Origin of the sequence: Micromonospora sp. CB01531 (genome assembly GCF_001905095.1) — a bacterium.
In the GTDB taxonomy this organism is placed as follows: Bacteria; Actinomycetota; Actinomycetes; order Mycobacteriales; family Micromonosporaceae; genus Micromonospora.
Genome location: NZ_LWLS01000100.1, coordinates 22,910 through 49,814 on the forward strand (window position 1 = coordinate 22,910; position 26,905 = coordinate 49,814).

The 26,905-nt window shown below is 70.7% G+C and carries 18 protein-coding genes; 9 read left to right on the forward strand and 9 right to left on the reverse strand.

Annotated elements, in window-relative coordinates; genetic code table 11:
* Positions 1-110: 110 nt before the first annotated feature.
* Both A6A27_RS30650 and A6A27_RS30655 read left to right on the forward strand, forming a co-directional pair.
* Positions 111-389: an acyl carrier protein gene (locus tag A6A27_RS30650; protein WP_073838126.1), complete on the forward strand. Its 279-nt coding sequence runs from the start codon at positions 111-113 to the stop codon at positions 387-389.
* The gene (locus tag A6A27_RS30655) at positions 390-2,117 is read left to right on the forward strand and encodes an acyl-CoA dehydrogenase family protein (RefSeq protein ID WP_073838127.1); all 1,728 of its coding nucleotides are present in this window, start codon (positions 390-392) and stop codon (positions 2,115-2,117) included.
* Here A6A27_RS30655 and A6A27_RS30660 read toward each other — a convergent pair.
* Genes A6A27_RS30660 through asnB form a run of 4 tightly spaced genes read right to left on the reverse strand, consistent with a single transcriptional unit; the run spans position 2,089 to position 9,052 of the window.
* Positions 2,089-2,826, reverse strand: coding sequence for an aspartate/glutamate racemase family protein (locus tag A6A27_RS30660; protein WP_073838128.1), 738 nt, complete (start codon positions 2,824-2,826; stop codon positions 2,089-2,091). The two genes, A6A27_RS30655 and A6A27_RS30660, sit on opposite strands and share 29 nt — an antisense overlap.
* The gene (locus A6A27_RS30665) at positions 2,823-5,090 is read right to left on the reverse strand and encodes a 7-cyano-7-deazaguanine synthase (protein WP_143194256.1); all 2,268 of its coding nucleotides are present in this window, start codon (positions 5,088-5,090) and stop codon (positions 2,823-2,825) included. Before A6A27_RS30665 ends, A6A27_RS30660 begins: the two co-directional genes overlap by 4 nt.
* Positions 5,087-6,931 (reverse strand): non-ribosomal peptide synthetase, encoded by a 1,845-nt coding sequence (locus tag A6A27_RS30670; protein ID WP_073838130.1) that lies wholly within the window; start codon positions 6,929-6,931, stop codon positions 5,087-5,089. Before A6A27_RS30670 ends, A6A27_RS30665 begins: the two co-directional genes overlap by 4 nt.
* Positions 6,932-6,973: 42 nt before the next feature.
* Positions 6,974-9,052, reverse strand: a complete 2,079-nt coding sequence (gene asnB, locus A6A27_RS30675; protein WP_338013323.1) for an asparagine synthase (glutamine-hydrolyzing) — start codon at positions 9,050-9,052, stop codon at positions 6,974-6,976.
* Between the two features lie 4 nt (positions 9,053-9,056).
* On the opposite strand from asnB, the gene A6A27_RS30680 reads away from it, so the two are divergent.
* Genes A6A27_RS30680 through A6A27_RS30705 form a run of 6 tightly spaced genes read left to right on the forward strand, consistent with a single transcriptional unit; the run spans position 9,057 to position 18,325 of the window.
* Positions 9,057-9,272: an MbtH family protein gene (locus A6A27_RS30680; protein ID WP_073838132.1), complete on the forward strand. Its 216-nt coding sequence runs from the start codon at positions 9,057-9,059 to the stop codon at positions 9,270-9,272.
* A 1-nt stretch (position 9,273) separates the two neighbouring features.
* On the forward strand, positions 9,274-14,547 hold the full coding sequence (locus A6A27_RS30685) for a non-ribosomal peptide synthetase (RefSeq protein WP_073838133.1): 5,274 nt from the start codon (positions 9,274-9,276) through the stop codon (positions 14,545-14,547).
* A 5-nt stretch (positions 14,548-14,552) separates the two neighbouring features.
* Positions 14,553-15,137 carry an NADPH-dependent FMN reductase gene (locus A6A27_RS30690; RefSeq protein ID WP_073838134.1) on the forward strand — a complete coding sequence of 195 codons (585 nt, stop codon included), beginning with the start codon at positions 14,553-14,555 and terminating at the stop codon, positions 15,135-15,137.
* A complete protein-coding gene (locus tag A6A27_RS30695) occupies positions 15,134-16,087 on the forward strand; it encodes a GHMP family kinase ATP-binding protein (RefSeq protein ID WP_083672999.1) in 954 nt (317 codons plus the stop codon). Before A6A27_RS30690 ends, A6A27_RS30695 begins: the two co-directional genes overlap by 4 nt.
* Entirely contained in the window at positions 16,065-17,126 is a 1,062-nt protein-coding gene (locus A6A27_RS46955; RefSeq protein ID WP_073838135.1) for a pyridoxal-phosphate dependent enzyme, read from the forward strand. The genes A6A27_RS30695 and A6A27_RS46955 overlap by 23 nt, the downstream gene beginning before the upstream one ends.
* Positions 17,123-18,325, forward strand: a complete 1,203-nt coding sequence (locus tag A6A27_RS30705; protein WP_073838136.1) for an ATP-grasp domain-containing protein — start codon at positions 17,123-17,125, stop codon at positions 18,323-18,325. The genes A6A27_RS46955 and A6A27_RS30705 overlap by 4 nt, the downstream gene beginning before the upstream one ends.
* 124 nt (positions 18,326-18,449) lie before the next feature.
* Here the strand turns inward: A6A27_RS30705 and A6A27_RS30710 are convergent, their stop codons facing one another.
* Complete coding sequence (locus A6A27_RS30710) at positions 18,450-19,586, reverse strand: RNA-guided endonuclease InsQ/TnpB family protein (protein ID WP_073838143.1); 1,137 nt, start codon at positions 19,584-19,586, stop codon at positions 18,450-18,452.
* Between the two features lie 98 nt (positions 19,587-19,684).
* Here A6A27_RS30710 and argH point away from each other — a divergent pair, with 98 nt between their 5' ends.
* Positions 19,685-21,160, forward strand: a complete 1,476-nt coding sequence (gene argH, locus A6A27_RS30715) for an argininosuccinate lyase (RefSeq protein WP_083673000.1) — start codon at positions 19,685-19,687, stop codon at positions 21,158-21,160.
* 83 nt (positions 21,161-21,243) lie between these two features.
* Here the strand turns inward: argH and A6A27_RS30720 are convergent, their stop codons facing one another.
* The 4 genes from A6A27_RS30720 to A6A27_RS30735 all read right to left on the reverse strand — a co-directional run.
* Positions 21,244-21,435 carry an ATP-binding cassette domain-containing protein gene (locus A6A27_RS30720; RefSeq protein ID WP_073838137.1) on the reverse strand — a complete coding sequence of 64 codons (192 nt, stop codon included), beginning with the start codon at positions 21,433-21,435 and terminating at the stop codon, positions 21,244-21,246.
* 2 nt (positions 21,436-21,437) lie between these two features.
* A complete protein-coding gene (gene sbnB, locus A6A27_RS30725) occupies positions 21,438-22,451 on the reverse strand; it encodes a 2,3-diaminopropionate biosynthesis protein SbnB (RefSeq protein WP_073838138.1) in 1,014 nt (337 codons plus the stop codon).
* A 14-nt stretch (positions 22,452-22,465) separates the two neighbouring features.
* Positions 22,466-23,479, reverse strand: coding sequence for a 2,3-diaminopropionate biosynthesis protein SbnA (sbnA, locus tag A6A27_RS30730; RefSeq protein ID WP_073838139.1), 1,014 nt, complete (start codon positions 23,477-23,479; stop codon positions 22,466-22,468).
* Positions 23,476-26,905 (reverse strand): amino acid adenylation domain-containing protein (locus A6A27_RS30735; RefSeq protein WP_143194259.1); only part of this gene is annotated, 3,430 nt, incomplete at its 5' end. The genes A6A27_RS30735 and sbnA, both read right to left, overlap by 4 nt.

Sequence of the window (26,905 nt, forward strand, 5' to 3'; positions counted from 1 at the left end):
CCGGTCCCGGTCGCTCTTAAGCGCCGATTAAGGTGTCTTTTATGGCCTGCTGTTACTGTCCTGACAGTCTCGCCCGCGATACCCAGTGCCGCGTCCGGAGGAAAATAGCGATGACAAAGAGCCTTGACATCAGGAACACGAGTGAGCTGCAGTCCTGGTTGCGGGAGCGGATCGCGTTCTATCTGGACCAGCCGGCGGACACCATCGATCCGGACACCGAGCTGACACACTATGGCATGAACTCCGTCTACGCCGTCAGTCTGCTGGCCGACCTGGAGACCAAACTCGGCGTAGAAATCGATTACATGCAGGCGACGTGGGGTTATCCCACGGTCAACAAGCTCGTCGAATACCTCGAGGCTCTGCCGGCGAATCGCGAGGGTGAATAGATGACTGCATTGTTGTCCCCCGCCCAGGTACTGGCGGGTGCCTTCGACGATTACCTGGGCGACCCCTACGCGGGCGGGACGCCGTTCTCCTACGACGAGATCGTCGCCGGTGACGAGGCCTCGGAACTGCCGCCGAACGCCCGCTCGACGATCGAGAAGTGGGGGTTCCACGAACTCCTCGTGCCGGTGGAGCAAGGTGGCCGACTGCGCACCCTGGACGAACTGCTGCACGTCTGCCGGGTCCTGTCCCGGCGCAACCCGACGATCGCCGTGATGTACGGCTCCACCCTGCTGGCGGCGAACCCGGTGTGGCTGTGGGGCAGCGCGCGGCAGAAGCGGGAGCTCGCGGACGAGCTGCTGTCCGGTGGGCTGGCCTGCTTCGGGGTGTCCGAGGCCGATCACGGCAGCGACCTGCTGTCCACCGAGGGGACCCTGGTCCGCGAGAACGGAGGCTTCCGCCTGAACGCGGCGAAGTGGCCGGTGGGCAACGCCACCCGGGCCCGGTTCGTCACCGTGCTGGCCCGCACCGGCGAGCGCGACCTCTCGCTGGCTCTGGTGGACAAGCAGCAGCTTTCCGACGGCGCGGTGCGCCACCTGCCGTTCGTGCGCACCCTCGGCCTCAAGGGGCACGACCTGAGCGGAGTCGAGTTCCACGACGCCGTGCTGCCGGGCGACGCGTTGGTCGGGCTGCCCGGCATCGGGGTGACCCAGGTGCTCAAGACCCTGCAGATCACCCGGACGGCCATCGCGGCGATGTCGCTCGGCGTGATGGACGCGGTGCTGCGCATGGGGCTCGGCTACGCCATGGACCGACGCCTGTACGGCGATCGGATCTTCGCCATTCCGATCATCCGGCACCAGCTCGTACAGGAGCACGTCAACCTCTTCATCGGTGAGTGCACGACGCTGCCGATCTCCCGGGCGCTGGTGCTCGCGCCGGAGCGGCTGAGCCTGTGGTCCGCGATCGCGAAGTACCTGGTTCCGGTCACGGCCGAAAAGACGGTGCACAACGTCGGCGTGGTGATGGGCGCCCGCAGCTACCTGCGCGAGGGCGTCGCCTCCGGCGCCTTCCAGAAGCTGCAGCGCGACCATGCGATCGCGAGCGTGTTCGAGGGCACCACCCACGTGAACCTGCACTGGATCGCCGAGCAGTTGCCCGCCGTGGTGGCCAGCGCCGGCGAGCCGGACGACGCGGCCCAGGATCTGCTGCGGCAGCTGTTCGACCTGGGCGACAACACCGCGGCGTGGCACCCCGACGGGCGACGGCTGCGGCTGGCCAACGGCGGCCTGGACGAGATCACCGCGGCCTGGCCACTCGCCGTCCGCCGCGCCGAGGCGCTGCTGCGGGGGCCGCGCCCGCCCGCGGCCGGCGCCGAGATTCTGGACCTGTGCGCCCGGCTGAGCGAGCTGCGCGCCGCCCTGCACCACCGCATCGCGGCCACCGAGTCCTGGCAGTCAAGCTCGGTCGCCGCCATCACGGCCGCGGGTGAGCACTGCGCCCACCACGCCGCCGTGTCATGCCTGCTGATCTGGCTCGACAATCGGGATCGCCTCGGCGGTGCCTTCGCCGACGGCGGGTGGCTGGTGCTGTCGCTTCAGCGGTTGCTGCAGCGCCTCGGCGTGACCGTGGCGGTCGACGAGCGCCACGAGGCGGAGCTGGCGCAGCAGTTGGAGCACGGCGCCGAGAAGAAGGACTGGTTCACCCTGGCATCACTCCCGGCCGGATGAGCGTCGGCGTGTCCAACTCGCCGCGCAGCCGGTCGAGACACGCCAGCGCGAGAGCCTGGAGGCTGGACACCATGGCGTCGGCGGGCAGGCCGGCGGCTTCGTACGCGATGGGCAGTTCGGTACAGGCGGCCAGCACCGGAACCCGGTGCTGGCGCCACAGCCCGCGGGTCGCCGCCGCGAACACCTGCCCGGCTTCGGCCGTCCGTCCGGCCTTGACCAGGACGCTTGTCTGCTGAATGGCAGCCTGAGCCGCGGCGCCGGGCACGTGCAGCGGGTAACCCAGCCGGCGGGCCCGGTGCTGGTAGAGACCGCTTGCCACGGTGCCAGTGGTGGCCGCGAGCCAGCCGCCGCCGGGCGCCCGCCGGACGGCCTCCCGCAGCGTCGCGTCGACGATGTGCACCAGGGGCAGCGGCAGCTCGTCGCCGATCCGGTCGATGAAGACGTGCGCCGTGTTGCAGGGGACGGCCAGCAGGTCTGCCCCCCAGCGCACGAGATCCAGCAGGCCCGCCCGGATCGGGGCCAGCGGGTCCAACCGGCCGGCCAGCACTGCTGCGCTGCGGTCCGGGATGCCCGGCTCGGAGATCAGGAGTACACGCGGGTGCTCCTGATCGCTGGTAGCCGGTGATTCGGCGGCCAGCAGGCGGAGGAACTCGGCCGTCGCGGCCGGACCCATCCCGCCGAGGACGCCGAGGTTTCGCCGGATCGTCATGCGGCCGGGGAATCGCCGGCCGAGAGTTTGCCGGCCGTCCGCTCCAGCCGGGCCGCGATCTGGGCGGGATCGACACCGGCAGCCGGCTCGCCGGTCCAGTGCAGACGGAGTCGTCCGTCGATCAGGCTCACGCCGAGCTCCAGCGGATATACGGCCGGCAGCGCGGTCAGGCCGTGGCCCGGCAGGGCTGAGGGCTGGAACGGCTCGGCCTGGCTGGCCTCCGCCCCGAACGGCCCGAAGTAATGCAGGCGGATGGGCGCGCTGTCCGGCCCGGCGACGGGCCCGACGGCGAGAAACGGGCCGAGCGTGGTCTTGGACCCCGCCGTGTGGTCGACGACGTCGACGGTGAGCGGGGGAGCGCCGATCACGGCCAGCACGGCGGTGATCTCCGCGGGCTGGACGGTGGGCGGAGATGTCCGGTCGAGCTGGGCGAGGAACGATCCGGCCGGCGGCGGCTCGGGAGCCGTGTCGTCGAGCCAGTCCCACACGTCGGCTAGATCGGTCAGCAGCAGCCGGAACGAGCGGACGTCGAGGACCAGGGCGTGCGCGGCGAACAGAAGCAGGCGTGCGTCGTCGGTCTCGACGACCGCGCAGCGCACCACCGGGCCGGCCACCGGGTCCAGCTGTGCGAGCAGCCGGTCCGCCAAGGTCGGCAGCAGGTCGACGCGCGGCTCGGGGCGCCCGGTGAGGTCGACCCGCGGCACGGCGATGCGCCCGATGCCGCCGTCGACCTGCGTCCACCCGCCGTCCGGGCTCTCCGGGCCGGGCGGCACGAAGCGCAGCCGGAGCGCGTCGTGGCGCAGCATGAGCCGCAGCACCGCGCGGCGGACCTTGGCGAGGTCCGCGTCGTCCGGCAGCCCGACCAGGGCGACCCGTCCGGGCGTGCCGCTCTCCGCCAGGATCCGCTGCTGCGCGGGAGCTAGAGGGAACGACTCGGCGGATGCTTGAGCAGGTTTCGGCTTGACGGCGGCCGGGGCCGGGGACGGCAGTTCCTGCCGCTGCAGCACACCGCCGTCGCGAGGGATGCGGTCGACCGCCACCCACTGCTCGGGAACGAGGAAATCCGGCAGGGTCCGCGCGGAAAAGCTTCGCAGCGTACCCGCGGTGACCGGCCCGCTCGCCACGTAGTAGGCCACGAGACGGCGGCCGAGGCGCTGCCGGTCGGCCGGATCGGTATAGCCGATCTTGGTGAGCATGCGCCGGACCCGCGGGATGTCCACGGGCGTGCGGAGCTCCTCGTCCGCGGCTGCCCGCTCCAGGTGGCCGAGCCGCACCTCCCAGCGGGTGGGCGACTCGTAGTTGTGGTAGCCGCGCTCGGCACTGTGGACGTACACGCCGACGTCGTTTATCAGGCAGTTGGAGCTGCAGAAGCCGGTGTCGGTGGGCTGCGTCCAGGCGGTCGCCTCCTCAGCCAGGTAGCGCAGTATCTCGCCCTTGGTGACGTTGCTGTAGCGGAAGAAGTCGACCACCTCGGACGCCTCGACCGCGTTCGGGTCGACCCGATCACCGATCTGGTGGTAGACCCGTCGCCCGACCGCCAGCTGCTCCTCGATCTCCCGCGGGTCGAAGATGCCGCGCCGGTAGAACCAGCTCAGGCGCTCGTCGATGATCTGGCCGCGGGACAGGCCGGTGACGATGACCGGGATCTTGCGTTCCGCGGCCAGTTCGGTGCTCAGGCTCAGCAGCGAGCGAAAGCATCCGTTGCACACGCTCTGGTGCTGCCGGAGGCTCTCCACGAAGACCCGGTTCTGGTCCGCCCGGCCGAGGGTGACGTGCTCGATGCGCAGCTTGGCGGTGATGTTCTCGACATTGCGTAGCGCGGTCTGCGAGATGAACCCGTTGTCGAAGGTGAACGTCATCACCCGCAAGCCCAGGTCCACCAGGCGGTGCAGCACGTACGTGCTGTCCTTGCCGCCGCTGAACAGGAGCAGGACGTCGTATTCCGGGGCGCCGCCCGCGGTCTTCTCCCGCACCTTCCGCAGGAAGCCGTCGACATCGCCGAAGTACGAGTGGATCGCCGCTTCGTTGCCGGTGTAGAGGCGGCAGAAGTAACAAGTGCCGCGATCGTCCAGGTCCGCACCGGGGTAGGCGGCGTCCATGCCGCAGCGCACGCATGCCCGCGCCACCGCGGCGGCCGGCGCGGAGCCCTGGTACACGACGGCGCAGTCCGCGACGTTCTCGTGCGCCAGGATCGCCGTCTCGACCTCCTGCTCGAGAACCCGCGCCTGTCCCTGCTGCAGCGTCGCCGGCTCCATCTGCGTCATCGCGCACCCCCCGCAACGTCGGTCAGCGCGTCGAGTAGTTCCTCGGACTGATCGGGCTCGCTCGCCAGGGCCTCCTCGAGCTGCCCGGCCAGCGCCTCGATGGTGGGCGCGGTGAGGAACGCCTGGAGGTGCACCTCCACGCCGAACTCCGCGCGCAGCCGGGAGAGCATGGTCATGACCAGCAGCGAGTGCCCGCCCATGTCGAAGAAGTCCTGCCGGACGCCCACCTCCGCCACCGGAAGCAGCTCCTCCCACAGCCGGGCGAGGGCCTTCTCGGTCGGCGTGCGCGGCGGCACGACCTCTTGGTCGTTCTGGGCGGCCGGAACCACCGGAACCGGCAGGGCGCGCCGGTCGATCTTCCCGCTGATGGTCCGCGGGAGCTGGTCGAGCGGCACCAGCACGGCGGGTACGGCGCTGGGCAGCAGCCGCTGCGCGACGTGCCGGCGGATCTCGTCGTTGTCCGACGGGCTGGACAGCTCAAGGAAGGCGCACAGCGAGGACGCCCCATCGGGCTGCTCATGCACCACCACCGCCGCGTCCCGTACGGCCGGGTGGGTGCGCAGCACGCTCTCCACCTCGCCCAGTTCGATTCGGACGCCACCGACCTTGACCTGGTGGTCCTTGCGGCCGATGTACTCCAGTTCGCCGGTCGCCAGCAGACGGCCGAAGTCGCCGGTGCGGTAGACCACGTCCGCCGGGTCCCCAGTCAGCGGGTTGGTGACGAACGCGGCGGCCGTCTCCTCGGGTAGGTCGCGGTAGCCGAGCGACCGGTGCGGCGTCCGCAAGTAGATCTCGCCCATCCGCCCCTCCCGGCAGGGCCGCCCGGCCGCGTCGAGGAGCAGCACCTCCGTCTCCGGCATGGGCCGGCCGATCGGGATCGAGGCGGCCTGCGTGTCCTCAGCAGTGACGAAGCGGTAGGTCTTCGTCATCGTCGTCTCCGACGGGCCGTACAGGTTGAGCAGGCGGACCCGCTCGCCGTACCGCTCGAACCACCGGGCCGCGTCGGCGGGGGACAGCCGCTCGCCGGACATCGCGATGCAGCTCAGGTGCTGCAGCTCGAGCCCGTCCACCGAGGCAAGGCCGCGAAAGATAGACGGGACGCAGTGCACCAGCTGGATGCGCTCCGCATCGATCCAGCGGAGCAGGCCGGGCGGGTCGAGGAGCAGGTCCGGCGGCGGAATGACCACCGTCCCGCCGTTGGCGAGCGGGACGAACAGGTCCCGCAGCATGGCGTCGAAGGCAGGCGAGGTGAGGTGGCTGACCCGCCAGCCGTCCTGCGCGCCGAGCAGCGCGGTCTCCCAGCGGATGTAGTGGTCGATGGCGCCGAGCCGGCCCACGATGCCCTTCGGCCGGCCGGTGGAGCCTGAGGTGTGCATGACATAGCACGGGTCGTCGGCCGCCGGGATGTGCCGGACCGCCTCCGCGTCGAGCGTGTCCTGATCCGGGTCGCCCACGTCGGCGCACAGCAGGCGGGCGCCCGGCAGGTGCGTACCGCAGAACTCCTCGGCCGCCGCGCCCTGCACGATCGCGTGCCCGGCGGCCGTGCCGGCGAGGATGCCGCCGTTGCGCGCCTCGGGCGCCGCCAGGTCGACGGGGACGAAGACGGCACCGATCTTCAGGACGGCCAGGATGGCGATGATCGTCTCGTCCCGGTTCGCGGTGAGCACCGGGACGAGGTGGCCGGGCCCGACGCCCGCCGCGCTCAGCCGGCCGGCAAGCCGGTTCGCCGCGTTCTCCAGCGCCGCGTAGGTCAGTGTGCGTTCGGGGGACGACACCGCACGGCGTCCCGGCGACCGCTCGGCCGCTGTGCGGACCAGCGCATGGATCGCCTCGAAAGCCATCCTCTTTCCTTCCTCCGTTACGGCCATGCCAAATGCCGGGAATCAATGGTGGTCGGGCAGGTCGAACTCATCGAGCAGCACCCCGAAGCTGAGGACGACCAGCAGCAGGTCGTCGCCCACATGCGGATGCACGTCGAAATCGGCGCTCAGGTATTGGGATTTGAGCCGCTCGACGGTGTCAGGATTGAAGTAGCCCTGTCGTTTGATGCGGGCGTGTGACAGCAGGTCGTTCGCCCATTCCGGATGCTGGCGCAACAGCCAGGGGCTGCTGGGCGCCCGGAAGCCGAATTTCTCCCGCTGAATGATCTCGGTGGGCACCAGCCCGTGCGCCGCCTGCCGGAGCAGGTGCTTCTCGCCGCCCTGCGGGGTCACCATCAGGCGCGGCGGAAGGGTCCGGGCGAAGTCGATGACGTCCAGATCGAGGAACGGGTAGCGCGCCTCGACGGCGTTGGCGAGCCCCATCCGGTCGCCGTGGTCGGCCAGCAGGTGGTCGGAGAGCCGCAACTTGAAGTCCAGGTAGGACCGCTGGTGCAGCGGATGCCGGTTGCGCAGCATCTCATGGTCGACGAGCGGCAGGGCCAGGCACTCGAAGGTGTCGAATTCGGCCGCCGCCTCCGCCGAGTACAGCTCCAGCTTGGTGTCGCTCCAGGCCAGGTAGTCGCGTTCGTAAAAGACCTTCTCGTCGCCCCACAGGTGCTGCCGGGCCTCGGCCTCCAGCAGGTCGAGGACGCCGCGACGGTACGGCAGGCCGGTGCGGTCGATCTGGTCGAAGCGGTAGCCGGGATAGCCGCCGAACAGCTCATCGGCGCCCTCCCCGGTGAGGATGACCCGGACCCCCGCGCGTCGCACCGCCGCCGACAGGGACAGCGAGCAGGTGTTGTAGGTCTCCTTCACCGGGCACTCGGCGTGCCGGATCATCCGGCGGAAGCTCTCGGCGGCGTCCGCGACGCCGAAGATCTCCTCGTGATGGACCGAGGAGAGCTTGGCCGCCATCAGCCGCTGGAAGGGCGACTCGTCGATGCCGGCGTCTCGGAAGGCGATCGAGAAGGAGTGGCGCCGGGTGTGCGGCGAGACCTCGCCGACCAGGGCGCCGATGAGCGACGAGTCCAGTCCGCCGCTCAGGTAGAACCCCACCGGCACGTCGGCCAGCAGCCGCCGCTGCACCGACGTCGCGAGCAGGCCGCGCAGCCGCTCGACGTAGAACTCCTCGGGCCGTTCCGCGGGCCCCTCGCCGAGTTCGGGATAGTCCAGGTCCCAGTAGCGGACCTTCTGCACCTGCCCGTCCTGGACCAGAAGATAGTGGCCGCTCTCCAGGCTGTGCACGCCGGCGAACATGGTGCGCGGGCTGACCAGCCCGGGAAACGTGAGCACCTGGTCGAGGCCCGCCAGGTCGACCGCGCGCGGGACGGCCGGGTGGCTCAGGACGGTCTTGTTCTCCGAGCCGAAGACGAAATGGCCGGCGGTCCGCGCGTAGAACAGCGGCAGGATCCCGACGTGGTCCCGGGCCAGGAAGAGCCGGCGCCGCGCCCGGTCGTAGATCGCGAAGGCGAACTGCCCGCGAATCACGTCGAGCAGCCCCGTCCCGCGCTCCTCGTACAGGTGGACCAGAACTTCGACGTCGCTTCCGGTGCGGAAGGTGTGCCCGCGGGCGGTCAGCCCGTCCCGGAGCTCCCGGTGGTTGAAGATCTCGCCGTTGCAGACGAGTACCACGCTGCCGTCCTCGTTGGTGATCGGCTGAGCGCCGGTCGCGAGGTCGATGATGCTCAGCCGCCGGAAGCCCAGTCCGATCCCCGGGTCGGTGAACCGCCCGGCACTGTCCGGGCCCCGGTGCTCCAGCGTGGCCGTCATCGCCGACAGAACCTCCTGGTCGACGGGGTGGTCCCCGCGGAGGTCCAGATACCCAGCGATTCCGCACATGGCTCCGCACTTTCCTCGGGGCTGATGGCCGCATACATCATGCGGGCCGGTGCGGTATTCAGTCATCGGGCCCGAACCGGCCTGAAGACATCCTTTGCCGACCACCATGCAGCCGCTTAAGCCGCAGCTAAGTCGAGTGTTAGGAGCGATTGTTAGCCTGCCGGAAGCCAGTACCGGAATCCATTCGAGACGGACCGGGAGCATCGCCGTGACGAATCCTTTCGACGACGAGGGCGTGCCCTTTGTGGTTCTCGTGAACGACGAGGGTCAGCATTCCCTGTGGCCGACATTCGTAGACGTGCCGGCCGGCTGGACCGTGGTGTTCGGCGAGGCTGACCGCGCCGCCTGCCTGACCTACGTGTCCGAGAACTGGACCGACATGCGGCCGAGGAGCCTGGTCCAAGCAATGGAACGGCAGGCGTGACGTGGCGGACCGGGTCCGAGTGGTGGACATCCTGCCACTGACGCCCTTCCAGGAGGGCGTGCTGTTCCACGCCCTTTACGACCGGGAGGGCCCGGACGTGTACCACGTCCAGTACTCCCTCGACCTGGCTGGAGACCTGGACCCGGCCGCGATGCGTGCCGCCGCGGACGCTCTGGTGCGGCGCAACGCGGCCTTGCGCGCCGCCTTCCGCCAGCGCGACAACGGCCAGTCGGTGCAGCTGATCGTCGAGGGCGTGGCCGCCTCATGGCGCTTCGAGGACCTCCGGGAGCTGCCCGCCGAGCGCCGGGACGTCGAGGTGGCCCGGCTGACCGCGGCGGAGCTGGACCGGCGCTTCGACCTGGCGCAGCCCGCGTCGATTCGCTTCACCCTCATCCGCAGCGCGGACGACCAGTGGCGCCTGCTGCTCACGAACCACCACATCCTGCTGGACGGCTGGTCGATGCCGGTGCTGCTGCAGGAGCTCTTCCGGCTGTACGAGCGGCGCGGCGACGCCGACGCGCTGCCGGCCCCGGTGCCGCACCGCGACCACCTCGCCTGGCTGGTCCGGCAGGACGCCGAGAAGGCCCGGGAGGCATGGCGGGCGGCCCTGGCCGGGCTGACCGAGCCGACGCTGGTCGCCCCGGCCGACCCGGCCCGGCTGCCGGTCATGCCGCACAAGCACACGATCGTGCTGCCGGCCGAGTTGGCGGCGGCGATGACCCGGCTGGCGAAGGGGCACGGCCTCACCGCGAACACGATCATCCAGGGCGCCTGGGCGATCCTGCTGGCGCGCCTCACCGGCCGGGACGACGTGTGCTTCGGCGCCACGGTCAGCGGCCGGTCCGACGAGGTGGCCGGCGCCGAGGAGATGATCGGCTCGTTCATCAACGTCGTGCCGGTCCGGGCTCGCCCGCGGGCGTCGCGCCCGGTGGTCGAGCTGCTCGCCGAGCTGCAGGAGCAGCAGGCCGAGTTGCTGCCCCACCAGCACCTGGGCCTGACCGATATTCAGCGGACGGCCGGCCTGAGCCAGCTCTACGACACGGTGGTGATCGTCGAGAACTACCCGCTGGACCTGGCGAAGTTCAAGAACCTCGGCGCGGGGCTGTCGCTGGCCGGTGCCGACGTGCACGACGCGGCCCACGTCCCGCTCCGGCTCGTTGCCATCCCGTTCCCCGACTGGCAGCTGCAAATCGACTACCGGCCGGACCTGTTCGCCGCGGCCGAGGCCAAGACCATCGGCGACCGGCTCATCCGGCTCCTGGAGCAGATCGCCGGCCACCCCGAGCGCGCGCTGGGCCGGCTGTCGATACTGGGTCCCGACGAGCGGGCACGGCTCATCACCGAGCTGACCGGGGCGCACCGGCCCGACGCCATGAGCAGCCTGCTGGAGCGGGTGCACGAGCAGGCGGCGGCCCACGGCGAGGCACCAGCGGTGATCGCGGACGACGTCCGCATCACCTATGCGGAGCTCGTCGGCCGAGCCGGCGCGCTGTCCCGTCAGCTGTTGTCCCTCGGCATCCCGCCGGGCGGCAGATGCGCCATCTACGCCGAGCGCGGCGTCAACGTCATCGTCGGGGTGCTCGGCACGCACGGGGCCGGCCACGCCTTCCTGCCGCTCGACACCCGCGCCCCGGCCGCCCGCAACGCGTCGCTGCTGCAGTCGAGCCGGGCGGATGTCCTGCTCGCCGGCCCCGAGCACGCCGAGACCGCCGCGGAGATCTCCGCGGCTGCGGGGGTGCGAGTCGTCGTCCTCGGCGAGGCTGCCAAGCCGGCCGGCATCGAGCCGCCCCCGGTCCGGCCGGATCAGGCGGCGTATCTGCTTTACACCTCCGGCAGTACCGGCCTGCCCAAGGGCGCCCTCGTCCATCACCTCGGCATGGTCAACCATCTGGCGGCCAAGAACGAGGACCTCGACCTGGTCGCCGCCGACATCGTGGTGCAAAACGCCCCGCTGACCTTCGACGTCTCGGTGTGGCAGATGCTCGCGGCGCTTACCGTCGGCGGCTGCGTCCTGGTCGTCGACGACGACACCGCCCTCGACCCGGTGGCGCTGTTCCGGCAGACCGACCGGGAGCGGGTCACAGTACTGGAGGTGGTGCCGTCGCTGCTGCGCGCCGCGCTGGACGCCTGGGACGACGGCGCGACGCTGCCCGGACTGGAGACGCTCCGCTGGCTGCTGGTCACCGGCGAGGCCCTCTCCGCCGACCTGTGCCGGCGCTGGTTCCGGCATTTCCCCGGCGTGCCGATGGTTAACGCGTACGGGCCCACCGAGTGCTCGGATGACGTGACGCACGGGTTCATCCGAAGCGCGGCGGACGTCGCCGGCGTGGTCGCGCCGATCGGCCGGGCGGTCCGCAACACCGAGCTCTACGTGCTGGACCAGACGCTCCAGCCGGCCCCGGCGGGCACGGCGGGCGAGCTGTACGTCGGCGGGCAGGGCGTGGGACTCGGCTATCTCGACAATCCGGTCGGCACGGCGCTGGCGTTCGTGCCGGATCCGTTCTCCGGCCGGGCCGGCGCGCGCCTGTACCGCACCGGCGACCTCGTACGCAGACTTCCCGACGGACAGCTCGAGTTCCTCGGCCGGACCGACCACCAGGTGAAGATCCGCGGGCGGCGGGTCGAACTGGGGGAGATCGAGGCGGCGCTGCGGACCACGCCAGGCACCCGCGACGCGGTGGTGATGCTGCGCGCCGACACGGCCGGCCACGAGCGGTTGGCGGCCTACCTGGCCGGGCCGGTCGACCCGCAGGACGCGCACAAGACGGCGGAGTCCCTGCTGCCGCCGCACATGGTGCCGGCCGTGTTCGTGGTGCTGGACAGCCTGCCGGTCTCCCCGAACGGGAAGATCGACCGCAAGGCCCTGCCCGTGCCGCAGAGCCCCGCCGGCAGCAGCGGGAGGGCGCCGCGCACCGCGACGGAGAAGACGCTCGCGGACCTTTTCGCCGACGTCCTCGGCACCGCCGGCGTGACGATCGACGACAACTTCTTCCAGCTCGGCGGGCATTCGCTGCTCGCTACCCGGCTGGTCAGCCGGATCCGGGCCACCCTGAACACCGAGCTGCCCACCCGGGCCATCTTCGAGGCACCCACCATCGCCGCCCTCGCTGCCCGCCTCACCGAGGCAACCGGCGGAAGCCGGCCCGCGCTGACCGCCGAGTCGCGGCCGGCTGGACCCCCGCTGTCCTACGCGCAGCGCCGTCTGTGGTTCCTGGCCGAGCTCGAAGGTCCGAGTGCCACCTACAACCTGCCCAATGCGCTGCGGTTCGACGGCCCGATCGACCACGACGCCCTGCACGCCGCCCTGGCCGACCTGATCGGCCGGCACGAAAGCCTGCGCACCCTGATCCGGCCGGTCGACGGCGAACCCACCCAGCACGTCCTCGAAGACTTCTCCGTGCCGCTGCAGCGGCACGACAGCACCGCGCCGCGGTTGCCCGACGACCTCGCCGCCGCCGCGCGCCGGCCGTTCCACCTGGACCGTGAGCTACCGCTGCGCGCGGATCTGTTCACTCTGAATGACCGGCAACACGTGCTGCTGCTGACCCTGCACCACATCGCGGGCGACGGCTGGTCCTTCGCGCCCCTCGCCGAGGACCTCACGACCGCCTATCAGGCTCGCCGGCAGGGACAGGCCCCCGGCTGGGCGCCCCTGCCGGTCCAGTACATCGACTACACGCTCTGGCAGCAGAAGCTGCTCGGCACCGTACGCGACGAGCAACTCGCTTACTGGCGCCAGAAGCTCGAAGGGCTACCGGACCACCTTGTCCTGCCCACCGACCGGCCCCGGCCGGCCATCGCCAGCCATCACGGCGCCACCACGCACTTCACCATGCCGGCCGCCCTGCATCGGGACCTCACCCGCCTGGCCCGGCGGCACGACGCCACGCTGTTCATGGTCATCCACGCCGGACTGGCCGCCCTGCTGACCCGCCTCGGCGCCGGCACCGACATCCCGATCGGCGCACCCACCGCCGGACGCACCGACCCCGCCCTGGACAAGCTGATCGGCTTCTTCGTCAACACCCTCGTGCTGCGCACCAGCACGGCGGACAACCCCACCTTCACCGAGCTGCTGCAGCAGACCCGCGCCACCAACCTCGACGCCTACACCCACCAGGACCTGCCCTTCGACTACCTCGTCGAGGCCCTCAACCCCAACCGCTCCCTGGCCCGCCACCCGTTCTTCCAGGTCATGCTCGTCCTGCAGAACGTCGCGAAGGTCGACTACGCGGGCCTGGGAATCACTGACGAAGAGATCTTCAATCCGATCTCCCGGTTCGACCTGGTCATCGAGGTGAACGAGCGCTTCGGCGACGACGGCAGCGAGCGGGGACTGCAAGGCTTCATCCAGTACGCCGACGAACTCTTCGACCGGGAGACCATCGAATTCTTCGTCGCCGCCTGGGAGCGGCTGCTCACCGCGGCCGCCGCGGACCCGTCGTTGCCGGTCGGCCGTCTGCCGGTGCTCGGCGAGCAGGACCGGCACGATCTGATGGCGGCCGGCAACGCCAGGCAGTCGTTCGTGCTCGACGAAGCGCTGCAGCCGGTGCCGTACGGCGTGCTCGGCGAGCTGTACGTCAGCGCGGACGGGCCGGCGGCGGACACGGTGGCCAACCCGTTCGGACCCCCGGGCACGCGTCTGCGGCGTACTGGGAACCTGGCCAAATGGACGCGGCAGGGAGAGTTGCACGTCGCAGGCCGGGTCGAGGACCAGGTTGTGATCGACGGGGTGCCGGTGCACCCGGCGGAGATCGCGGCCCGACTGGCGGACGGCGACCTGCTGTCCCAGGCCGTCGTGGTGGCCGACGAGGACGGCCTGCTGGCCTACGTGGTGCCCAGGCAGTCCGGCGCCGTAGTCCACGCCATCCGGCGGGCATGGAGCGAACGGCTGCCCGACTACCTCGTCCCCCGGCGACTGGTGCTGCTGGACGCGCTGCCGCTGACCGCCGCAGGCACGGTGGACACGAACGCGCTGCCCACCCCGCCGGAGCCGGGCGCGGCGGGGCCGGCCTCGGCCGGCGGGCGGGAGACGATCCTACGCAAACTCTTCGCCGAGGTCCTGGAGGTGCCGTCGGTCACCGACGACGACAACTTCTTCGACCTCGGCGGGCACTCCCTGCTGGCCGTCCGCTTGCTCAGCCGGATCCGCAGCGAGCTGGGCGTCGAGCTGAACCTGCGGGACGTGATGATGGACCCGACCGTTGCCGGCGTGGCGCAAGCCCTGGCCGGCGCGGCGCAGACCACCCGGCCCCCGCTGCGGCGCATGCGGTGAGCGACATGGGCGTAATCCGCGTGGTGGCCCTGTGCGGAAGCCAGGCGCCGCAGTCGTCCACGGAGAGCCTGCTGCGGGTGGCGGCGACGCACGCCGAGCTGCTGGGCGCGGACGTGTGCTTCTTCCGGGGCGAGCAGTTGCGGCTTCCGCTGTACGGTTCGCCGGCCGACGCCCGCGACGCGGCGGCGGTCGGCGAGCTCCTCGCCTCGGTGGCCGCGGCCGACGGGGTACTGCTGGGATCGCCCTCCCATCACGGCTCGCTCTCGGGACTGCTGAAGAACGCCATCGACTACCTGGAAGGACTCCGGGACCACGCCAATCCGTACCTTACCGACAAAGCGGTCGGCTGTGTCGCCGTCGGTGCGGGTACGCAGGGCCCAGTCAACACGATGCGTTCCCTGCGCGACACGGTGCACTCCCTGCGCGGCTGGCCGACCCCGCTGGGCGTGGCGGTGGACCGCGCGTCGGCGCTGTGCCAGGGGATACCGAGCCCGGCCGTTGAGCACCAGCTCGCCATGGTGAGCCGGCAGGTGGTGGAATTCGCGCTGGCACGCCGCGCCGGCGCTGGAGAGAGACGGGTAGGCAATTGAGCAGCCAGCAGGACGAGGCGCAGGGCACCCTGCTCCTTCCCGGCGACAGCGACCGCCGGGGGTGGGGGACCGCACACGGCCACCACGGCGAGCTTCTGCAGGGTGTCTTCGAATTCGCCGGTTCCCTGCACCGGGGACTGGTCACGCTGCCCTGCCCGATCATGAGCACCGAGGCGAGCGTCGTCGTCACCGAGGAAACTCCGGAGTGGACGGTGCATCCGCCGTGGAAGACCAAGGCGTTGCTGGCCGCCCGCGCCACCGCCGACATCCTGGGCGAAAAGGCCGGCGGGGCCGTGTCGGTGCAGAGCAACATCCCTACCGGCTTCGGCATGGGGTCGTCCACCAGCGACGTCACCGCCACGATCCGGGCCGTGCTGAGCGCGTTCGGCGGCACCCTGCCCACCGACCGGATCGCACGCATCGCGGTCGAAGCCGAGCGCGCGGCGGACCCGCTGATGTATGACCGCATGCTGCTGTTCGCCCACCGGGAGGGCCTGATCCTGGAGGACTTCAAGGTGCGCATGCCGCGGATAAAGGTGATCGGCTTCGTCGCCCGCCCCGAGCCGATCGACACCCTGGCACTCGCGCCGGCCCGGTACAGCCGGTGGGAGATCGAGAGCTTCCGCGCGCTGCGGGGCATGCTGCGCCGGGGCGCGGCCGAGGGCGACGTGGCGGCGCTGGGCCGGGCGGCCACCGCGAGCGCCCGGCTGAACCAGCGGTTCCTGCCGATCGAGCACTTCCCGCGGCTGCTCCAGGTGACCGAGGAGACCCGGGCGGCCGGCATCGAGGTGGCGCACAGCGGCAGCGTGGCCGGCCTGCTCTTCGACGCCGCGGACCCGAATCTCGCCGGCAAGACCGACCGGGCCCGGCGTGAGCTCCTCCGCATCGGTATCTCCCACACCTGGGAGTTCTTCACGGACGGGGACGATGAGCGCCTTCCGGATTCGTAAGCCCTTCACGGACGTCGTGGATTCGGCCGTCCTGCCGCGGCTCATCCACCTCTCCGGCGACCTGTACGCCGCCGCCTTCCAGCTCATGAAGCTCCTGCCCGCGCAGTTCGTGCTGCAGCGGGCCCTGGAACAGGGGCAGCTGACCGAGCGCAGCACGGTCATCGAGACCACCTCCGGCACGTACGGGCTGGGGCTGGCCATGGTGTGCCGCCGGCTCGGGCTACCGCTGATCCTGGTCGGCGACACCGCCATCGACAGCCACCTGCGGCGCCGGCTGGAGGCGCTCGGCGCCCGGGTGAGCATCGTCAGCGGACAGGCCGCCCGAACCGGTGGGATCCAGCAGGCGCGCCTCGACCGGGTGGAACGCATCCGGGCGCGGCACCGCTCGCCATTCACCCCCGGCCAGTACGACAACACCATGCACGCCAACGCGTACGGCCGGGTCGCCGAGCTGATCACCGAGTCGTTCCCGCAGGTGGACGCACTGATCTGCCCGGTCGGCTCGGGCAGCTCCTCGACCGGCATCGCCGGTTTCCTCCGGCTGCTCTGGCCCGATCTCGTGCTGATCGGCGTCGACACCCCCGGCAGCGTCCTGTTCGGCGCGCCGAACGGCCGGCGCCGGCTCCGCGGCCTAGGCAACGGGCTGCTGCCGAAGGTGCTGGACCATTCACTGTTCGACGAAGTGCATTGGGTGCCGGCCGGGGACGCGTTCGCCATGACCCGGCGGCTGCACGCCGACCACACGCTTTTCATGGGCCCGACCAGCGGTGCCGCCTACCAGGTGGGGCAGTGGTGGACGCGGCACAACCCGGGCGGCACGGTGCTGGCCGTGATGCCCGACGAGGGGCACCGCTACCAGCGGACCGTCTTCCACGACGCGTGGCTGCGGCGGGAGGGGCTGGCCGGCGTCGAGACGCCCCGCGAACCGACGGAGATCGCCCATCCGGGCGACCTGGAGGACCGCTGGAGCCGGTACGCCTGGCGGCGGCGCACCCGCGACGAGGTCGTCGACCTACGGGCGGCGGTGGGCACGCGATGAGCGACCGCATCCTCGTCCTGGTGGAGAGCAACACCTCCGGCACCGGACGGCTCTTCGTCCGACGCGCCCGGGCGAGCGGCCTGAGGCCCGTGCTGCTCACCGAGAACGCGTCCCGCTATCACTGGGGAGACGACGAGCCGGACGTCGTCGCGGCCCGGACCGACGACCTCGACGACGTGGTACGCGCGTGCGCGAACCTGGCCGGCGATCTGGCCGGGGTAGGCACCAGCTCGGAGTACTACGTGGGCATCGCCGCCGCGGCCGCGGGCCGGTTCGGGCTGCCCGGCGCCGACCCGGCCGCGGTCGAGGTCACCCGGGACAAGGAACGGCAGCGCGAGCGGCTGCACGCCGCTGGCGTTCAGGTCCCGCGCTTCGCCGGCATCTCGGGTGTGGACGAAGCGGCGGCCGCGGTTGACCGGCTCGGCACGCCGGTCGTCGTCAAGCCGGTCTCCGGCAGCGGCAGCCGCGGCGTGCGCCTGTGCGGCACCGCGGAGGAGGCCGTCCGGTACGCGGGCAAGCTGCTGGGCGAGCGGGTCGACGAGCGCGGCCGGCCGCTGCCGCAGCGGATCCTGCTGGAGCAATACGTCCCAGGGACGGAGTTCTCCGTCGAGCTCTTCGGCGGTGTCCCGGTCGGCTTGACGCGCAAGCATCTCGGCGCACCGCCGTCCTTCGTGGAGACCGGCCACGACTTTCCGGCGACGCTTTCCCCGCCCGACGAGGACGCTTTGCGAGACGCCGCCCAGCGGGCGGTGTTGCGGCTCGGGCTGTCCTTCGGCCCGGCGCATGTGGAGCTGCGCCTCGGCCCGGACGGCCCGGTGCTCATCGAGGTCAACCCGCGGCTGGCGGGCGGCTGGATTCCCCGCCTGGTGCAGGAGGCGACCGGCCTGGACCTGGTGCTGGAGACCGTCCGCGGGTTCGCCGGCCTGGCGCCGCGCCTGTCCCAGGACGTCGCACCGCGACCCAGCTCGATCCGTTTCCTCATCCCAGACGCCGAGGGCGAGCTGGTCGCCGTGCACGGCGTCGAGGACGCCGCGGCGATCCTCGGCGTCGTCGAGGTGCAGATCTACCGCGAGCCGGGTGCCCTGCTGGCCCGCAACGGCGACTTCCGCGACCGCATCGGCCACGTCGTCGCGCAGTCCGGCGCGGCCGCCGAGGCGGCGCTGCACAAGCTCACACCGGAGATCCGGAAGGAACCCTGACTTGACATCCTCCCGGCCCTGAAGGGCCGGGATTCTCACGGTCGCCCGTGAGGTTTCCTGTTTCATCGCCGACTGCCTTTCCGGGAGGTTTCCCTTGAGGTCTTACATCAGCTCCGCAGGCGTTTTACCTCTCCGCCAGCCCGGCGGCGAGAATGTTCTTAGCAGCGTTGATGTCCCGGTCGTGCTCGGCCCCGCAACCCGGGCACGTCCAGGCGCGCACGTTGAGGGCGAGGGTGGTGTTGATCCGCCCGCACATCGAGCAGGTTTTGGACGAGGGCAGCCACCGGTCGACGGGGATCACCTCACGCCCGTACCACTGGGCTTTGTACTCCAGCATGCTGCGGAACTGGCCCCAGGCCGCGTCGGAGATGACACGAGCGAGGCGGCGGTTGCGGAGCATGTTCCGCACGCTGAGGTCTTCGATCGCGACCGTTTGAGTCTCACGGACGAGTCGAGTGGTCAGCTTGTGCAGATGGTCCCGCCGCCGGTCGGCGACACGGGCATGGATGCGGGCCAACTTCATTCGGGCTTTGGCCCGGTTGTTGGAGCCCTTCTGTTTGCGGGCCAGGTTCCGCTGCGCCTTGGCCAGCTTGCGCCGGTCGGCCTGCCCGTACCGCGGGTTGGCCACCTTGCCTTCCTCGTCGCTGATTCCGGGCATCGGGTGGGACAGGGTGAGCAGACTGGTGATGCCCGCGTCCACGCCAACCTCGGCCGCGGCGGGCGGCAGCGGCTTCACGGCCGGGTCCTCCACCAGGATGGACACGAACCAGCGGCCGGCGGCGTCCCGGGACACCGTGACCGTGGAGGGTTCCGCCCCTTCGGGCAGGGGCCGCGACCACACGATGTTCAGCGGCGCGTTCATCTTCGCCAACGTGAGCCGGCCGTCACGCCACCGGAACGCGGAGCGGGTGTACTCCGCCGACGCCCGGGACTTGCGCTTGGACTTGAACCTCGGATACCGGGACCGCTTGTCCCAGAACGCCACGAACCCCGCCTGCAGATGCCGCAACGTCTGCTGCAACGGCACCGAGGACACTTCATTCAGGAACGCCAGGTCATCGGTGCGTTTCCACCCCGTCAGCCACCCCGACGACTGCACATAGGTGGTGCGTTGCCGGTCAACCGCCCACGCCCGGGTCCGCGCCTCCAACGCCCGGTTGTACACCAGACGCACACACCCGAACGTCCGGGACAACTGTTCGGCCTGTTCAGGAGACGGATAAAAGCGGTACTTGTACGCCCGCTTCACCACCTCACCCACGCCCCACATTTTACCGTCCACGTAAGACAATCATCCGAAGGGAGGAAGCGGCGTTTCCTCCCGGCCGTAAACGGCCGGGTTTCCACGCCGCAAATCCGATGACGGCGACAGGAGGGGCGGACACCGGACGGCTGACCACCGGCCTGGACCCCGAGCTTCAGCGCATGCTGCTGGAACCCCGCTGGAAAGTCACCGCGCCGTGGAAGGCCGAGCTGGACCGCATCGCCCGGGTGGACCTGGCGCACGTGGTCATGCTCGCCGAGCGGGGCATCGTCGGGCGGGCCGCGGCCGCGGCCTTGCTGGCGGCCGTCACCGATTTGCGCCGGCAGGACTTCCGGCCGATCGAGGGCCGGCCCGCGCCGCGCGGCCTGTACCTTGCCTACGAGGGCCACCTGATCGAGACGCTGGGCGAGGGGGTGGGCGGCCTGCTGCACACCGGCCGCTCGCGCAACGACCTCAACGCCACCTGCCTGCGGCTCGGCTTGCGCGAGCCGCTGGCCGAGCTGATCCACCGCCTGATCCGGCTGGAACTCGTCCTGATCAACCGCAGCCGGCGGTACGGCGAGTGCGTCATGCCGGCCTACACCCATTTCCAGCCGGCGACCCCCATCACGTACGGGCATTACCTGACCGGCCTGGCCGGCGGTCTGGCCCGGGAGGTGGACGCGCTGCTGGCAGCGGGCGAGGGGCTGGCGTACAGCTCGCTAGGTGCCGGTGCCGTCGGTGGCACCTCGATCCCGATCGACGCGGATCGGACCGCCGAGCTGCTCGGCTTCGCCGGCCCACTGCGCAACTCGATCGACGCGGTAGCCGCGCGGGACGTGGTGCTGCGAATCGTGGCCGCGGCTGCGACGCTGGGTGTGCTGCTGAGCCGGGCCGCGACCGACCTGCTGCTCTGGTCGTCACAGGAGTTCGACCTGCTGACGGTGCCCGATGACCTGGTGGGCTCGAGTTCCATGATGCCGCAGAAACGCAATCCGTTCGTCCTTGAAAACGTACGCGGCAAGTCCTCGGCGGCGCTCGGGGCGTTCGTGACCGCGGCCGCGGCGATGCGCAACGAACCGTACACCAACTCGATCTCGGTGGGCACCGAGGGAATCAAGCCGATATGGGACGCGCTGCGCGAGAGCAGCGACGCCGCCGCGATCCTGGTCAAGGTGTTCTCCCGGACCACAGTGAACCCCGCGGCCATGCAGCGGCGCGCCCGGGACGGCATGACCGTCGCGACGGCGATCGCCGAGGAGCTGGTGCGCAGCGGCGTCCCGTTCCGGCGCGCCCACCACGAGGTGGGCCGGGCCGTGCGGCTCGTCCTAGACGCGGAGGCGTCGTCGATGGGTGAGGCGCTGAAGGACCGCATCGAGGACGTGCCGACGGAACCGGCGGAGGTGTGCGCCGCGGCCGAGTACGGCGGCGGCCCGGGTCCCCGGTCCCGAGCCCGGGCGATCGCCGAGGCCGGTGAGCGCGCGGTGGCCCACCGGCGCCGCCTACTCGGCTGGACGGCGGGATGGAGAGCGGGAGAGGAGCGGCTGGCCGCCGCCGTGCAGGGGATCGTCACCGGCACGCCGACGGCGTAAGACTCACAGCCGCCAGCGTAACCAGCGGGCCGACCCGATCAGGCCGAGCAGCGCCATCCCGGTGAGAACGACGAGATCGACGGTCAGCGGCATGTGAGCAGCCCCAGGATTTGCATGACCATGGTGGTCTTGCCCGCGCCGTTGGCGCCGAGCAGGCCGAACACCTGACCCGGCGCGACGGCCAGGTCGATGTCGACGTTGGCGTGCACCAGGGCACCACCCTTGCTCCGGTACGTACGGGTAAGGGAGTTGATGTCAAGGAACGGCTCGTCCATGGCTAACGCACGGGGAAGAAGCCGGCCACCGGGCTTCCTCCGCCGAGTCCGGCCACCCGGTCGTAGACGTGCTTGCCGACGGCCAGGTCGAGCACGCCCAGCCCGAACGGGGAGAAGACGACGGCTCGCACCGGGTCCCGGGTGAAGCCGCCCGTCAGCACATCGGCGAGCGTGCCGTCGATGAAGTCCTGGTGTCCGAACCGCTCCGCCGCGAGGTGCAGCGAGGTCCGCTCGCGCACGACGTGCCCGATGTCGTCGGTGACGTTCTGCGCCGCGGCGATCAGCGCCGGGTCGAGGTCGCGGAGCGAGACGTGCAGCACGACAGGGGCGTGCCGGAGGAGCTGCGGGTCGGCGAGGTGCGGCGTGCCCGCGACGGTCGCGAGGATCACCAGGTCGCACGCGGAGAACGCCTCGCGGACGTCGCCGACGGCCCTGACGTCGGGTGCGCCGGTCTCGCGCAGCGTCTGCGCGAACCGCTCGGCCGCCGCCGGGTCGGTGTCGAACAGCCGGTACCCGCCGATCTCCCAGCCGAGCTCGGTGAGAAAGCGCCGGATGTGCTCGGCGATCAAGCCGGTGCCGACGAATCCCACCCGCCCGGCACGCCGCCCGCCGATCAGTTCCTCGGCGGCCAGCGTGGCGGACCCGGCGGTGCGGGCGGCCGAGATGAGCGAGGACTCGAGGCACGCGTACGGGAACCCGGTCCTGGCGTCGTTGAGCAACAGGACGGCCGACGCCCGCGCCAATCCGTGCGTGATGTTGCCGGGAAAGCTGGCGATCCACTTCACGCCCGAGACCCGGAACTGCCCGCCCAGGTAACCGGGCAGCGCGATGATTCGGTCCCGTTCCCGGTCCGGGAAGCGCAGGAAGCTGCTGTGCGGCAGCGACGAGTCGCCACGGGCGTGCGTCAGGTAGGCCTCACGCACGATGTCCTGAACCGTCTCCCGGTTCCCTTCGATCTGCTCGGCGACTTCGGCGCCGCGGACGACGAGCAGTGCTTCGGGCGGGGCGTAGGGCATGCGCTCTCCTCCAATCACACTGATGCTGTTGAGGAGATCAACACGTCGTCGATCCGCTCCGGATAGGTCTCGGCGACCCACTGTGGGTTGAAGACGGTGTCGGCATAGGCGTTGCCGCGGTCGGCGCACAGGAACACCACCCGCGGGCGGGGCCCGCGGTAGCCGGCGAAGTAGCGCTGGACGGCCGCGTAGACGCTGCCGCTGGACCCGCCGGCGAAGATGCCGTGCCGTTGCCACAGCTGGATGCAGCCGACGATGCTCGCGTATTCGGACACCAGCAGGGTCTCGTCGATGAGCGCGTGCTGCAGCAGCGGCGGGATGATGCTGGAGCCGATGCCGGGGATGCGCCGGCGGCCCGGGGTGCCGCCGAAGATGACCGATCCTTCGACGTCGACGGCGATGACGCGTACGCGCGGATCGGTCTTCTTCAGACGACGGGACAGACCAGCGATGGTGCCGGCCGTACCGACACCGACGAAGACGTGGGTGATGCGGTCCAGCGCATCGCACAACTCGGATGCGGTGAAGCGATAGTGCGCGTCCGCGCCGTCGGTGTTCGCGTACTGGTTGGGCCAGTAAGAGTCCGGCAGTTCCGCGCGCAGGTCCTGCACCCGTCGGAGCCGCGACTTCAGGAAGCCGCCGGTGTCGTCGATGTCGTGCACCCGCTCCACCCGGCTGCTGAGCGCCCGCAAAAAGTTTTCGGTGCTCCGGTTGACGTTCGAGTCGATCACCGGGACGAACTCGAGACCGAGCGAGGCGCAGAGCGACGCAAGGGCGATGGCGAAATTGCCCGAGGACGACTCGACCAGGACCGACTTCCGGGTCACCTGCTCGCGCAGGATCGCCTGCCGCAGGATCCACAGGGCCGACCGGTCCTTGGCGCTGCCGGAGAAGTTGCTGAACTCCAGCTTGGCGTAGAGGTCCAGCCGCTCGTCGGCCAGCGGGACCAGCGGTGTCGGCATCATCGCCGCGGCCAGCGACTCGACGTGCCGCATCAGCCCGTTGCGGTCCCGGTTGCCGCTCGTCATGGCAGTCTCCGGCGGAGGACGGCGCCGATCTGGTCCACCGCCGGTTGCTCCATCATGTCGTTGTGCGCGCCTGAGACCGGGTGTTGTTCGACCTGTCCGGTCACGTAGGGCTCCCAGCCGAGGTGCGGCTGGTCACCCTCGACCGAGAAGAACAGCACGTCACCCTCGAACACCTCAGGCTTGGACTCCCGGACGATCGCGCGGGTGTTGATCGCGGCGTCCACGAACGCCGGGAAGATCCAGTCGCCGAGATGCTCCCAGCCGCCGTATTCCTCCCGCAGCAGCGCCAGGACAGCTTCCCGGTCCCGCTGCCGGCCGTCGTCCCGCCCGAGGAATTCGACGATCCGGCGCAGGACCATGTCCTCGTCGTCGTCACCCTGCCGGCGGTGCCAGTCGGGCACGTACGAGTCAAGCAGCGCCAGGAAGCTGACCTGCTCACCCTCTTGTTGTAGGGCCGTGGCGACGGCATGTGCCACATTGCCGCCGGAGGACCAGCCCAGCAGACGGTACGGCCCGTGCGGCGCGACCGAGCGGATCTGCTCCACGTAGTCGAGCGCCATCTCCGCCACCGAGCGGGGCAACCGTTCGGGCTCCAGGATCCCGCGGGCCTGCAGGCCGTACACCGGAACATCGGCCGGCACGTGCTCGGCGAGCCGGCGGTACGCCCAGCTCAGCCCGTACAGCTCATGGATGCAGAACAGCGGCGGCTCGCTGCCCCACGCCCGGATCGGCAGCAGCACAGCGACATCATCTCGGCCGGTCCGCTCGCCGATCCGCTCGGCGAGCGCGGCGACCGTGGGCGACTCGAACACAGTCCGGATGCTCACGTCCCCACCCAGTTCGGCGCGCACCCGGCTGACCAGCCGGATCGCCAGCAAGGACTGGCCGCCCAGCTCGAAGAAGTCGTCGTCGATGCCGATCTCCGGCACGTCCAAGATCTGGCCGAACAACCGGCACAGCGCCTCTTCGCGGTCGGTCCGCGGCGGACGGCGCGGTCCCCGGTCCGCCCGGGCCGCGTGGGGCAGGGCACGCCGGTCCAGCTTGCCGTTGTGCGACAGCGGCAGCCCGTCGAGCACGACCATGGCGTCGGGGACCATCGGCAGCGGCAGCTGCTCCCGCAGGTGCCCGCGCACGTCCTCGACCAGGCGGTCCGGGTCGGACCATCGCGTCGCCTGTGGCGGATTGGTGCCGCCGCGCACCTCGCGGACGGCGTACAGCGTCACCAGCCGGGTGCGGTGCAGCGCCGAGGTAACGCCGGAAGTGACCTGGAAGCCCTTCCCCTTGAGGAGTTCGGTGATCGCGTCGAGGCGGCCGTCCACGTCGTGCACCTCGGCGACGACCTGGTCGATGATCGGCCAGTGCGCGTCCTCGATGCCGCGCAGGATGTCCTCCTCGCTCTTCTCCGCGTCGACCTTCAACAGGTCGATGCGGTCGACCCTGGTCTCGCGGATCATCTGGGACAGCGTGCGCACCCGGGTCGACACGATCTCCTGCCGCATCCGGTCGCTGACCAGCTCGTCCACCATCGCACGCAGGCCCTCGACTCCCGGCTCGGTGACCTCCTGCCAGGTCTGTTCCGTGTACGCCTGGACGACCGTCCGGTCCTCGTCGGTGTCCGCGTAGCGCCCGGACATGATGGACAGCTCCGGGTAGTAGGCGAACGTCACCGTCCCGTCGGCGTCGGACAGGCCCATCGGGTGCAGCCGCGCGTTGACGCCGTGCAACCGGGTGTTGAGCGCGAGCACGTGGAACAGGTCCGGGATCGGCTCGAAGGCGTGCACCACACCCTTGGGGGCGCGCGCCGCGGCGTACAGCGTGAACATGCCGATGTGCGCGCCGACGTCGAACACGCACGCGTCCTCCGCGATGACGATGCCGTTGCGCAGGTACTCCTCGTTCTCCCAGATCTCCTCGCGCAAGAACGTGGTTTCCGACCGGTTGCGGTAGAAGACCGACATCCCGTCCGGGAAGGTCATGCGCGGTACGCCGTCGGCGGTGCCGTCCTTCTCCAGTGCTAACAGCGCCCGGACCGCGGCCGCCTTGGACCCGTCCGGCACCAGGTAGCCGACCAGCCGCTGCTCGCCGCGTTGGTCGACGTCGAGCGTCACGACGGCCTCGGCCACTGCCTCGTGCTCCAGGATCGTGCTTTCGATCTCGCCGAGCTCGATTCGCATGCCGCGGAGTTTGACCTGGTGGTCGACGCGGCCGAGGAAGTCGAGGGTGCCGTCGGGGAGCCAGCGGGCGAGGTCGCCGGTGCGGTAGAGGCGGCTGCCGGGGGTGCCGTGCGGGTTGGCGGTGAAGCGTTCGGCGGTGAGGTCGGGGCGGTTGTGGTAGCCGCGGGCGAGTTGGACGCCGGCCAGGTAGAGCTCGCCGGGGACGCCGGGTGGCAGCGGCCGGAGGCGCCGGTCCAGCACGTACACCTGGGTGTTCCAGACCGGCCGGCCGATCGGCACCGAGGCACCTTGCCGGCCGGGGGTGCAGGGGGCGAAGGTGACGTCCACCGCGGCCTCCGTGGGCCCGTAGAGGTTGAAGAGTCCGGCCTGCAGCGTCGCGTGGAACTTCTCGGCCAGGTGGGTGGGCAGCGCCTCGCCGCTGCAGATGACCCGCGTGAGGCTGCGGCAGGCCGTGGTGGCCGGCTCCTGGAGGAAGGTGGCGAGCATCGACGGTACGAAATGGATGGTCGTGATCCGCTCACGCTGGATCAGGGCGGCCAGGTAGTCGGGCTCGCGGTGGCCGTCCGGCTTGGCCATCACGAGGGTTGCGCCCACGAGGACCGGCCAGAAGAACTCCCACACCGAGACGTCGAAGCCGGCCGGCGTCTTCTGCAGAACCCGGTCCTCGGGCGTGAGCCCGAATTCGGCCTGCATCCAGTCGAGGCGGTTGACGATCGACCGGTGCGACACCATGACGCCCTTGGGTCGGCCGGTGGAACCGGAGGTGTAGATGAGGTACGCGGTGTGGTCTGGGTGGGTTCCGGGCGTCGGGTTGGTGGTGGGCCGGGCGGCCACGGCCGCAGCGGTTTCCGGGTCGTCGAGGTAGAGAACGGGGACGCCCTTCGCGCCGTTGCCGGTGGTGGTGATGAGCAGCCGGGGCCGGGCGTCCGCGAGCAGCTGCTGGATGCGGGTGGCGGGGTGGTCCGGGTCGATGGGGAGGTAGGCGGCCCCGGTCTTGCCGATGGCCAGCAGGGTGATGAGCAGCTGGGTGCTGCGGGGCACTGCGACGGCGACGGTGGTGTCGAGGCCTGCGCCGAGGTGGTGAGCAAGCTGATTGGCGCGGTCGTTGAGTTGTTGGTAGGTGAGCGTGGTGGCGGCGTCGGTGACCGCGATGGCGTATGGAGTGCGCGCGGCTTGCTGCTCGAAACGTGCGGTCAGCGTGCCCGGGCGATGCTCGGCGGTGGTGTTGTTCCAGGTGGTGAGGATCTGGTGG

Bases quoted from the DNA above. Each gene is read 5' to 3' on its own strand.
- A6A27_RS30650 (WP_073838126.1), top strand. From the start codon at position 111: ATGACAAAGAGCCTTGACATCAGGAACACGAGTGAGCTGCAGTCCTGG.
- A6A27_RS30655 (WP_073838127.1), top strand. From the start codon at position 390: ATGACTGCATTGTTGTCCCCCGCCCAGGTACTGGCGGGTGCCTTCGAC.
- A6A27_RS30660 (WP_073838128.1), bottom strand. From the start codon at position 2,826: ATGACGATCCGGCGAAACCTCGGCGTCCTCGGCGGGATGGGTCCGGCC.
- A6A27_RS30665 (WP_143194256.1), bottom strand. From the start codon at position 5,090: ATGACGCAGATGGAGCCGGCGACGCTGCAGCAGGGACAGGCGCGGGTT.
- A6A27_RS30670 (WP_073838130.1), bottom strand. From the start codon at position 6,931: ATGGCTTTCGAGGCGATCCATGCGCTGGTCCGCACAGCGGCCGAGCGG.
- asnB (WP_338013323.1), bottom strand. From the start codon at position 9,052: ATGCTCCCGGTCCGTCTCGAATGGATTCCGGTACTGGCTTCCGGCAGG.
- A6A27_RS30690 (WP_073838134.1), top strand. From the start codon at position 14,553: ATGGGCGTAATCCGCGTGGTGGCCCTGTGCGGAAGCCAGGCGCCGCAG.
- A6A27_RS46955 (WP_073838135.1), top strand. From the start codon at position 16,065: ATGAGCGCCTTCCGGATTCGTAAGCCCTTCACGGACGTCGTGGATTCG.
- A6A27_RS30705 (WP_073838136.1), top strand. From the start codon at position 17,123: ATGAGCGACCGCATCCTCGTCCTGGTGGAGAGCAACACCTCCGGCACC.
- argH (WP_083673000.1), top strand. From the start codon at position 19,685: ATGACGGCGACAGGAGGGGCGGACACCGGACGGCTGACCACCGGCCTG.
- A6A27_RS30720 (WP_073838137.1), bottom strand. From the start codon at position 21,435: ATGGACGAGCCGTTCCTTGACATCAACTCCCTTACCCGTACGTACCGG.
- sbnB (WP_073838138.1), bottom strand. From the start codon at position 22,451: ATGCCCTACGCCCCGCCCGAAGCACTGCTCGTCGTCCGCGGCGCCGAA.
- sbnA (WP_073838139.1), bottom strand. From the start codon at position 23,479: ATGACGAGCGGCAACCGGGACCGCAACGGGCTGATGCGGCACGTCGAG.